This window comes from uncultured Algibacter sp. (genome assembly GCF_947495675.1).
GTDB lineage: Bacteria > Bacteroidota > Bacteroidia > Flavobacteriales > Flavobacteriaceae > Algibacter_B.
The window spans coordinates 1-12,021 of record NZ_CANLZX010000032.1 but is presented as its reverse complement, the minus strand read 5'-3'; the positions used below and the strand labels follow the sequence as shown (position 1 = coordinate 12,021).

At 32.0% G+C, this 12,021-nt stretch carries 5 protein-coding genes; 3 read left to right on the top strand and 2 right to left on the bottom strand.

Annotated elements, in window-relative coordinates:
- From Q0842_RS15775 to Q0842_RS15765, 3 genes are all read left to right on the top strand, one after another.
- A partial coding sequence (locus Q0842_RS15775; RefSeq protein WP_298500414.1) for a sprD domain protein occupies positions 1-1,052 on the top strand: 1,052 nt, incomplete at its 5' end.
- 390 nt (positions 1,053-1,442) lie between these two features.
- Positions 1,443-9,683 carry a T9SS type B sorting domain-containing protein gene (locus Q0842_RS15770; protein WP_298500412.1) on the top strand — a complete coding sequence of 2,747 codons (8,241 nt, stop codon included), beginning with the start codon at positions 1,443-1,445 and terminating at the stop codon, positions 9,681-9,683.
- Positions 9,684-9,742: 59 nt separating this feature from the next.
- On the top strand, positions 9,743-10,690 hold the full coding sequence (locus Q0842_RS15765; RefSeq protein WP_298500410.1) for a type IX secretion system membrane protein PorP/SprF: 948 nt from the start codon (positions 9,743-9,745) through the stop codon (positions 10,688-10,690).
- Positions 10,691-10,696: 6 nt separating this feature from the next.
- Here Q0842_RS15765 and Q0842_RS15760 read toward each other — a convergent pair whose 3' ends face one another.
- Positions 10,697-11,413, bottom strand: coding sequence for a 4'-phosphopantetheinyl transferase superfamily protein (locus Q0842_RS15760; protein ID WP_298500408.1), 717 nt, complete (start codon positions 11,411-11,413; stop codon positions 10,697-10,699).
- Positions 11,400-12,021 (bottom strand): hypothetical protein (locus Q0842_RS15755; protein WP_298500406.1); only part of this gene is annotated, 622 nt, incomplete at its 5' end. The genes Q0842_RS15755 and Q0842_RS15760, both read right to left, overlap by 14 nt.

Genomic DNA, 12,021 nt, shown 5'->3' with positions numbered 1-12,021 from the left:
CAAGAGTAAAGGCTGAAGAAGCAGCTCAAGCAAAACTAGCAGAAGAAGCAAGAATAGTGGCAGCGGCAGCAGAAGAAGCAAGAAACGAAGAATTAGCAAGAGTAAAGGCAGAAGAAGCAGCCCAAGCAAAATTATCATTATCAGAAGACAATAAATTAAAAGCTGAAAAAGAATTAACAGTCAGCGAAATAGTTTTAGATGATGTATTAATTAGCTTTAAAAAATCTACAAATGCATCAAATAATGCTCAAAAATTGTTATTCAAAAAATTGAATGAAAAAGTTGTAAGTAAGCAACAGGATTTAGATGATTTAAAAGAAGAAAATGATTTAAGTGAGAAAGGTATTGTAAGTGCTCCAAAAGCATTTAAGAGTGTGTCGGCTGAAAATGCTGAAATTGAAAGTTTAAAATTAGAAATAGATAATTCTATTAAATTTGGTGATGCAAAAATAGCTGAGATTGAAAAATTATATAAAGAAAGACTCAAAAAAAATAAAAATGATTCTTTAAATAAAGAATATGCTAAAACTATAGAATTATTAAAATCTGAACAGTTACAAGCTAAAAATATTAATCAGAATTTAATAACTTCTTTAAATGATATTAAAATTGCAACAGTTTTTGAAAGAAACAGAAGAATTAAGCGTGCTGCTTATGATAATGAAGACGATAGATATAATAAAGATAGAGCAGCTTTAGAGCGTATAAAGAAATTTACAGAGCCAAGTGCAATACCTTTTACAAAGGATGATTTTGACTATGGAGAGCCACTAAGTAATATTCAAATTGTAAAAGATGTGAATAATACAGAAGAGGGTTACTATTTAGTGCTTGCCGTTCATAGCGATGTAAGTAAAAGAGATGAGTTTTTAAAGAAAGTAGTGGCTGCTGGACAAAAAGACATTAATTTCTTCTTTGATGTAAATACAAGTAAGTATTATATATATTATGAGAAATTTGATAACATTGGACAAGCTAAAAATGTATTAGACACTAACAAAGGAAATAAACCATTTAATAGTAAAATGTCTATGGTGAAAATTGTAAATTAAAGTATTTATTTATCATAAATTTTTAAGACCCAAATTTATTTTACTTCAAATAACTTTAAATTATCAGTCTAAATATTCTTCTTATTTCAATTAACTACTCTTAATTTACATTACATACTGTTTCTGCTAACAATTAATTTTGTACGAATAAACATATAATAATTTTACAATTCATCGATAAAAGTTGTTATAATTCGATAAACTGTTTAAAAATATTTATACTCTCTTTATAGTTACAAATATATTCACGATATTTATGCCGCTTAATAGCGTTAATTTCAGATAAAAGGATTTTTTTGTAAGAATTAATCTATTTAAATCTGTTGAGTTACGAGTGATACTTCTTATTTTTTAGTCCCAATTAACAAGAAGTAATAAATATAATTAACCATGAATAAAACTACTTATGTAAGTAAAGCACTAGTTTTATTGTTACTCTTATTGAGTACGCAATTGTTTGCACAAAATTTTGTTCCTTTTACACCTAGATTTAATCAGGATTTAAAAGGTGATATCCAATTAATTGGAAATAATATTTTGGGGCCAGATAACAATGCTTTTAATGATGGTAGTGTTTACAATCATACTGTAAACATGGTTTATATTGATATTGATGGTGATGCCACTACATTTAATTCATCAAGTGCAGATTTAACTATTCCAAATCCCGGATGTTATAGAATTATACATGCAGGATTATATTGGGGTGCTGTTACAGAAGGTTCTGAGCCATTTACAAATGTAAAATTTAAAGGTCCTTCGGGAGGATATAATGATATTGTTGGTACAATTATTTTTGATGCTAATGGATCTACAGTCGATGGTGGCGATAGTTACCCATATGCATGTTTTGCAGATGTCACAGATATTGTTACGGGTTTAGCAACAGATTTAGGAACTTATACTGTAGCCAATGTTTCAAGTGCTCAGGGGCGTACAGGAGATATTGGTAATAATACAGGGCACTCTGCAGGTTGGTCGCTTTACATCGTTTATGAAGACCCAACATTGCCTGGTAAATCAATTACTAGTTTCGATGGGTTTAGCTCAATTAGTTTATCTGAAAATCCTTCATTAGATATTCCTGTTTCTGGATTTAGAACAATACCAGCACCAGCACCTGTTAGAGCAAATTTTGCATTTGCTACTTTAGAAGGTGATAGCCCGATTTTAGGTGATCAATTATTACTTAATGGTTTAAATTTATCGACTGCAGATCGCCCTGCAACAAACTTTTTTAATAGCTCGGTAACACAATTAAGTGCTTTACCTGTAACTAATAGAAATCCTAATAGTACCAATACACTAGGTTTTGATACTGGTGTAATTGTTGTACCCAATCCTGCAAATGCAGTAATTGCTAATGGTGCTACTTCGGCAACAGTTAGTTTAGAAACGAGCGGGGATACATATTTTCCATATTTTTTCTCATTAGCAGTTGATATAATTGAACCCAACATAGTACTTACCAAAATTGTAGAAGATGCAGCAGGTAATGATATTGGTGGCATGCTAGTTAATCTAGGTGATGAATTAAATTATGTTTTAGGTTTTCAAAATACTGGTAATGATAATGCTACTAATCTTATAATTAGAGATATTCTTCCAACTAATATTGTTTTTAATTATCCAGCAGATATTGGTGTTTTACCTACCGGAGTTTCTGTATTGAGTTATGATTCAACAACAAGAGAACTTATTTTTAGTGTTGATAATTCTGTTGTAAAAGAAGGTGACCCTGTACAAGAAATTCGTTTTAAAGTTACGGTAGTTTCTACTTGTAGTTTATTAACTGATGCATGTTCTAATATTATAAGTAATCAGGCATATTCAACTTATAATGGAACATTAAATCCCACGTTTACAATTTCAGATGATCCAAGTTTTAGTACCAATACAGGCTGTTTGTTAACGCCGGGAGCAACAAATTTTTTAGCAGATATTGATTGTGTTTTTGAAGAAGAAGTTATTCTTTGTGGAGCAAGTACTGTATTAACATCCGGAAGTGGTTATGATTCTTATTCATGGTCTACAAGCCCAACAGGAACACCTGTAATTGGAACATCACAATCTATAACAGTCACAGAAACAGGTACTTATTATGTAAGCAATACTGCTGTGGCACCTTGTCAATCTACAGAACAAGTTTTTGAAGTAATTACATTTGGAGCTGGAGTTACTAATCCCGTAATACCTTTTGCAGATGAAGTAGTTATTTGTCCTAATGATGGTAAAGAATTACCAAATTTATTTTTATGCGGAGGAAATGGACCTAGACTTATTGAAACAAATATTACAGATACAACCTCAATCATATGGGAACAATTAGATGAAAGTAGTTGTTCAGAAGTTATTAATGCAAATTGTGCAAATGAAGATTCTGCATGTTCATGGAATCAAGTTGAAACAGGTCCTAATTTTTTAGCAGATACAGCAGGTCAATATAGATTAACATTAAATTATGATGGTGGATGTTTCAATCAATTCTATTTTAATGTATATACAAATTTATTAGTTCCAACAGTAACATCAAGAGATATTTATTGTACTACACCTGGTGAAATTGTTGTTGGAAGTATTCCTAGTGGTTACGAGTTTAGTATTGATGCAGTAAACTATCAAACTAGTAATGTATTTTCAATTTCTACACCCGGTATTTATTCGGTTTATATTAAACAAATAGGAGTTGATCCAAATCCTTGTATTTTTAGTGTACCAGATGTTCAAATAAGACAAACAGATTTTACTGTTTCAACAATTATTGAGCAACCACTTTGTAATGGCGATTTAGGAAGTGTTTCAATAGCAGCAAACGATGTGCGTCCGCAATATTATTTTTCAATTTCAGAAGGCGGAACTTTAATAAATAATGTAGGACCAATTACTCCAAATGATTACACTTTTTCAAATTTAAACCCAGGAACATATACTATTGATGTTTCAACAGAAGATGGTTGTATTTATTCTGAAGATATTGAGATTATTGAACCAGCTTTATTGGAAGCTACATCAGCTTTAACAACACCATTAACATGTACAGATGGAGAAATTACTGTGTATCCTACTGGAGGCACAGCGCCGTATTTCTATTTTATAAATGGTGCAACAGATTTTCAAACCATTCCAACTATACCAGTAACAAGTGCTGGTGTGTTTAATATAAGAGTAGTTGATTCTAATAATTGTACTGCAGAAACTTCAATTACTGTTGAAGCTATTCTTGCCCCTGATTTTACAGTAGATGCTACTGATATTGCTTGTTCTGATACAGGCAATGTTGGTACAATAACTTTTAACGTAATTAATCCTAATGGAAATACTTTAGAATATAGTATAGATAATGGAGTAACGTTTTTTAATTCTAATGTTTTTTCTGGATTAGCAGATGGGACTTATGAGGCTGTAGTTCAATATAGTATTGGGCCAGAAGTATGTGTAACGACTCCTCAAACTATAACAATTTCAACACTTGCTACTGTAATGGGTAATGCTACTTTAACAACACCATATAGTTGTGTTTCAGGAGGAATTATTACCGTATCAGGAGTATCAGGAGGAACAGCTCCTTATTCTTATAGTTTAGATGGTGTAAACTTTCAAACTGGTACAACATTTACAGGTTTAACAGAAGGTATTTATAATGTTACTATTAGTGACTCAAGTGGCTGTGCATTTATAGCATCAGCTATAACTATTGAAGCACTTAATCCGCCAACAGATATGGATTTTAGTAGTTCGCCTATAAGTTGTCCTGCTTTGACATCAGATGTTACTATAACAGGAGTAACAGGAGGAACACTACCTTTAGAATATCAAATTATTGCACCTACAGGTTCCGCAACACCATATCAAACTTCAAATATTTTTGCAGGACTAAGTCCAGATACATATACATTTCAAGTTAGCGATGCAAATGGTTGTTTTTATAGTAAAACTTATACCATAGCGCCTTTACCACCAGTTACTGTTAGTACAGTTATAACTAAAGATTTAGATTGTACAGCATCACCTGATGGTATTATTACTGGAACAATTTTAAATGGAACTGCGCCATACACATATGCTGTATCATTTAACGGAGGAGCTTATAGTGGCTCATTTGCTGTTGTAGGAACATTATTTACACATATAGCTACAACTGACGGAACCTATCAATTTCAAATAACAGACGCTAATGGTTGTATTGTAGAATCTGCAGTTCAAACAATTAATACTATTTCGTTACCAGAAATTATTTCTGTAGTACAAACCCAGCCCGTTTTATGTAATGGAGATAGTAATGCTGCAATAGATATAACTATTAATAATACAGTAGGTACTGCACCTTTTATAATTAATGTAAATAATGATACAACAGGTACGGATTATGATACACAAACATCAGGTTTGCCAGCAGGTGATTATACAATTACGTTAACAGATGCAAATTCATGTGTAGATACAGATACCATAACTATTTTAGAGCCAAACCCAATAGATTTTACTTTAACAAAAGTAGATATTACATGTAATAATCCAGGAGGCTCAAGTTTAGGTTCAATTACAATACAAAATGTTACAGGAGGAACGGCTCCATTTACTTATTTTATTACAAATAATTTTGGAGATGTTATTCCAGGGAATCCTTATTCAGCGACATCAAATGAAGATCATACGTTTAATATTATCAATTTTGGAACATATACAGTTAATGTAGTTGATGCAAATGGTTGTAGTTTATCAAGACAAGAAACTATGGCATCGCCACCATCAGATTTATTAATTGATGTAACAACGGTGGTGCCTAATTGCACAACAGGGGGGACAGCTGTAGTTGAAGCCATTTCTGCAGTAGGTAGTGGAAGTTATGAATTTGGTATTTTAGAATTCAATTCAGCTCCATATACTTCAGTATATTTTCCAGCAGATACCGGATTACCAAACCAAAGAACATTTACAAATTTAATACCCGGAGTTGTGTATACATTTGTGGTACACGATTTAGTAACAGATTGTTATTATGTAAAATCAGCAGATACTGCTATTGCCCCAGCATCAACATTAACATCTTCAGTAGTTCCAAATAATGTGATATGTCAAGGTGAAGATAATGGTAGTGCAACCTTTACTATTGATAATTTTGATAGTACTACAACTTCAGTAGATTATGAAATATTTACAGCATTTACAAACGTTTTAATTGATGGACCAACAAATGTAGCAGTTACTTTTGGAACACCAGAAACAGTAACAACTCCAACACCAGGAACGTTATCTCCAGGTCAATACTATATACTTTTTACAGAAAACGGAACCGGTTCTTTTAATGGATGCGAATCGGCTTCAGCAATTTTTGAAATTAGAGAATCGGCTGTAGCATTAGATGTTATAGCCAGAGTAGATAAAGATGCAAATTGTAACCCAAATTCAGGAATTATTAGTGCCATTGCATCAAATGGTACACCACCTTATGTTTATCAACTAACAACATCGGCAACTCCTCCATTAGCAACAGATCCATTATGGGCTTCTATAAGTTCATTTAGTGCAGATGCAAATAGTTATTTTGTACATGTAAAAGATGCATATGGTTGTATTCAATCTACACCTGTAATTGTTTTGCCATTAGAATCAGAACCTATAATTAATGCAACAGTAAATAATCAATGTACTGTAACTGAGGGTAATTTTGAAATAGATGTAACGTTAATAACTGCAGGTATTGCACCATACAGTTTTAGTATTGATGGTGGTGCTTTTCAGGCTAATTCAGCACCTTTTACAATTTCTAATTTATCGTCTGGAACACATACTGTTGCCATACAAGATGCTAACGGTTGTGGAAATTTAGTTTCGGTAAATATTGTAGCTCCAATAGAAATTATACCAGCAATAACAGCAATGCCAACTTGTAATAATGATGATGGAGAAATTACAATAACAAGTTCTGGTGGATCGGGTACTTATACATATTCAATAAGTCCAAATCCAGCATCCATTACTGTATCAGGAAATGTGTTTTCTGGAGTACCATCAGGAACTTATACAATTACAATTACAGATACAGTAACAACATGTTCTAAAGATGTTACGGTAGTACTTCAAGAAGCAATATCACCAATGTTTACAACAATACCAACAGCAGTAACCTGTTTTGGAGATAACGATGGCACTTTTGAGCTTAATGTTAGTGGCTATACAGGACCGTATACATATGAAGTTTTTGATAACTCATTAGTTTCGGTTTTTGGGGTAGTTAATGCCAATACAAGTACAAATCCAGAATTGGTTTCAGGACTATTAGCAGGGACATATTCTGTTGTAATAACAGAAACAGCTAGTCCATTTTGTTCGGCAACAAATAATGTTATTATTCCGTCTCCATCAGAAGCTCTAGACTTAATAGCTTTAGAAACATCTAATGTAACGTGTGATGACGATAAAGGAACAATCACAGCAACTGCAACAGGAGGTTGGGGAGCTTATGAATACGAATTAACAGGATCTGCAACAGTAGCTTATTCTTCAAACGGAACATTTACTAATTTATCTGCAGGGACATATAATGTAAATGTTCGAGATGCCGGCGAATGTATAGCTTCAGAAGCTATAATACTTAATTTACCAACACCAATAGACGCTACAATTATAGCTACACCAAGTATGTTATCGTGTTATGGAGATACTAATGCATCTATAACAGTAAGTGGCGTAACTGGAGGCGAAACCATTAATTATACATATTCACTAAATATGACCGCTCCAACTGTGAGTTCTTCAGGACCGCAAACATCTCCAATTTTTAATGGGTTAGGAGCAGGAACTTACAATGTAGTTGTTACAGATGGTTATAACTGTGAATTTACTTCTACCGATGTTATAATCTCTCAACCTACAGAAGTTGAAGCGAGATTAATTAAAGCAACATCACAAACCTGTACTACACAATCAACATTAACATTAAGTGCTACAGGAGGAACTGGAACTTATGAATATAGTGATTCAGCATCTTTTTCAACAGTTATAGGAACGTTTGCAACATCAATAACTTTTCCGGTTGCAACAGGAACTTACTCATATTATGTTAGAGATATTAATGGTTGTACTTCAACAGTATCTAATGAAATATCTAACGATCCATTACCAACATTAACAATAAGTTTAGATACTACAAATGCTGTTATAAATTGTGCTGGAGATGATACAGGCGTTATTATCGCTTCTGCAGAAGGAGGTCTTGGTAGTTATGTTTATACGTTACAAGATTCTGTTGGAAATCCTATTACGCCAGTAACGGAAGACTCTCCAGGTGTTTTTACAAATTTACCAGTTGGTAACTATCAAGTATATGTAGAAAGTGGAGATTGTATTGATACATCTGCAACAGCTTCAATTACTAATGCAGCATCTCCTTTAGATGTCTCTTTCAATCCTATTGATGTTACTTGTAATGGTGAAAATGATGGAATGCTAGAAATAACCGCTTCAGGAGGATCTGGAATTATAAAATATGCGATTTCACCTCAGCTAGATCAATTCTTTGATGTTGAAACTGTTGAAAATCTTGCTCCTGGTAATTATGATATTGTTGTTCAAGATGAATTAGGTTGTTATGTAACTTATAATTTTGATATTAATCAGCCAGCAGCTTTAGGGTTTACTTATTCAATTATTAGTGAAGCACCTTGCGATGGCGATTCAACAGGTGAGTTTACAATAGAGATATTAGGAGGCGAACCACCATATAGTGTAAGTTTAGATGATATAACTTATATACCATTACCACTAGGAACAACATCTTATACTTTTTCAAATTTAGAAGGTGGAGAAAAAATGGTGTATGTTTTAGATAGCGGAAGTTGTGTTGGTGATAGTCCATTTTCAATTCCACTTCAAGAACCAGTTATTTTAAATCCGTTAACAAATATTGATTACGAATGTATTAACGATACATCAAATAATTCAAATACAGTTACTAACAGCGTAACAGTAACTGTAGATTCTAGTATAACAGATACTTCTATTTTAGAATATTCTTTAGACGGCGCACCCTTTGCAATTGGAACAGGAATATTTGAAAATGTATCTCCAGGTTTTCATAGTATTGAAGTACGACATCCAAATGGTTGTGTACAAATCACAGACAATAATATTCCTTTTGAAATTGAAACCTTTCAACCTTTGGCTTTAATTTTAGAAGATGGTGAATTAAATGAAATTGTAGCCGTAGCTTCTGGAGGAGCTTCACCTTATGAGTTTAGACTTAATGGACAATCAAATGGAAATGAAAATACGTTTTTAATTTTTGAATCTGGTGATTATACAGTAACAGTTATAGATACCAATGGTTGCGAGGTATCTGCAACAAGATATTTTGAATATGTTGATGTGTGTATTCCAAATTATTTCACACCTAACGGAGATGGGAATTTAGACGAATGGGGGCCAGGATGTTCAACTCAATATAGAAATTTAACCTTCGATATTTTTGATAGATATGGACGAAAAATAGCCACCTTAAAAATAGGAGATAAGTGGGATGGTAAATACAGAGGTGTAGAATTGCCATCTGGAGATTATTGGTATGTTGTAAAATTAAATGAACCAAGAGACAAACGAGAATTTGTTGGGCATTTTACATTATACAGATAATATAGATCCTTAATTAAAGAATTATGCAATTAAGAAAATTATATATAAGTTTATTTCTCATGTTTATAGTTAAAAGCTATAGTCAAGAGTTAAACTTACCTGTTTTTACTCAATATTTAGCTGATAACGATTTTGTTGTATCATCTACTTATGCAGGAATAGGTGATAATTTAAAAATTAGAGCCAACGGACTTACGCAATGGGTGGGTATAAAAAATGCACCAGATAACCAATCAATTTACGCTGATGTTAGAATTGCAGATCGTACAGGTGTAGGACTATCCTTTTATAATGATAGAAATGGTAACACCATTCAAACAGGGGGGAAGTTGTCATTTGCTCATCATTTAGTGTTAGATTATTATTCCAAATTGTATTTATCTTTTGGTATTTCTTATAACATCAATAATTTTAGAATTGATATTGATAATTTCAACACAACTTACGAAAATCCAATAATAGATCCATTTGTTACAGATGACAGAAGAACATCAAATAATAATTTTGATGTTGGTTCTTTGCTGAGGTATAAAGGAGCGTTTTTCAGTTTTAATGCTAATAATATTTTAGATAAAAAATTAGATAAAACCATAAGGGTTTCTGAACCAAACTTACTTTTAAATTATCAAATATATTCTGGTTATACCTTTAAGGGGCCTAAAAAGAGTGGCTTAGAATTTGAACCCTCAATCTATTACCAAATGTTTAGTAGCGATAAACGATCAAGTACAGATGTGAATTTTAAGTTTAGAAAGTATAATAGAAACTACGATTATTTTTGGGCTGGAATTTCATATAGATTCTTAAACGATCAATTTTTAAAACCTTTAAATGTTGGTCCTATGGTCGGTTTTCAAAAATCAATTTTTTACTTTGGTTATGCTTATCAAGTTACTACTAATGAACTTGCAGCATACAACTCAGGAACACACGTTGTCACTATTGGGTTAAACTTTTTACAAGGTATTAGTAATTGTCCTTGTACACAGAGTGCGGTACGTAAATAATTAAGTTTATTTAATAAATTCGTTGAAACTGAAATAGCGTACCTCTTCAACTTTACCTTTAACAGATACTGCACCTAAATAGCCTTCTTCCGGAGAAAAGGGAAACAACTTCCATAAGTCCTTTTCATTTTTATCCCATTTGGTTTCTAAGAGTTCTACTTTTTCATCTGAATCTAAACTAACAGAAAAGGAATCTAATGGAAAAGAAAGTCCCTTAGCTTTAGCTTTTATAAATGATTCTTTTCGTGTCCAGCATCTATAAAATCCTTTTACCTGTTCTATAGCAGGTAATTCTTTTAGGGACTCAATTTCTAAACTTGAAAAGTAGTTTGAAACAATGTCGAAAACATCAAAATCTGTTTTTATTTTCTCAACATCAATACCAATGTCATCATTCAATACAAAGCCAATTACTGCCATGTTTCCAGAATGAGAGACGTTGAACTTTAGATTTGTTTCAAAATCAAAATCAGGTTTTCCATATTTTCCATATTTAAATTTGATGTTTTTGGGGTTTAAGTTTAAATATTTGCCTGATAATAATCGTAATGCACCTCTAGTAATTATTGAACAGTTTTTGTCTTTATTAAATTTGAATTTTGAGGCTTTGAGGGTTTCATTTTCTGACAAATAGTTATTAAGAAAAGTGATTTTTTTATTAGAATTATTCAAATTGAGCACCCACAAATGAACGTTTCGGTCTCTTAATTTAATACGTTCCATTGGAATTTTTTTTCTTGTCTTCAAAAAGCTCCATGCTCTTTTCTAAGCCTATTGCTGTATTTTTTACAGTAGGTTCCAAAAATAATTGCCAATGAGTTCCTTTAATATTAAATATTTTCACCTCTTTTTTCTCAGTCATTGAATTCCATGATTCTATAATCTCAGGATTATATGTTGGGTCTGTTTTTTTAGTTATTAGAAGTGAAATATATAAATCAAATGGTATCCAATCATATTTTAAATAATTCTTGGCTAAATTGTCTCGTAAAATTTGGACATTTTTGTTAATTTTATTACTGAAATTTCTTATCATGAAAGGTTTGATATACATTTTATAACGATAATCGATATATCTATAAATAGCGTTGAATGGATTTTTTTTTAATCGATCTAAAAAACCTTTAATCCTTCTATTTGTTTTATCTGGAGCAGTTCGATTTTCATTTATAGCTATAGTATCTGCGATAATTAAATTAACGGATTGATTCTCTTTTTTTAAAATTCTAGAGATTTCTAATGCCACAGGTGTACTAAAACAATATCCCATAATATGATAAGGTCCTTTTGGTGAAACAGCTTTTATTTCTTTTACAAAATCATTTGCCATA

What these genes read in the sequence shown, in the direction of transcription:
- Q0842_RS15770 (WP_298500412.1), top strand. Translation starts at nt 1,443, where the DNA reads ATGAATAAAACTACTTATGTAAGTAAAGCACTAGTTTTATTGTTACTC.
- Q0842_RS15765 (WP_298500410.1), top strand. Translation starts at nt 9,743, where the DNA reads ATGTTTATAGTTAAAAGCTATAGTCAAGAGTTAAACTTACCTGTTTTT.
- Q0842_RS15760 (WP_298500408.1), bottom strand. Translation starts at nt 11,413, where the DNA reads ATGGAACGTATTAAATTAAGAGACCGAAACGTTCATTTGTGGGTGCTC.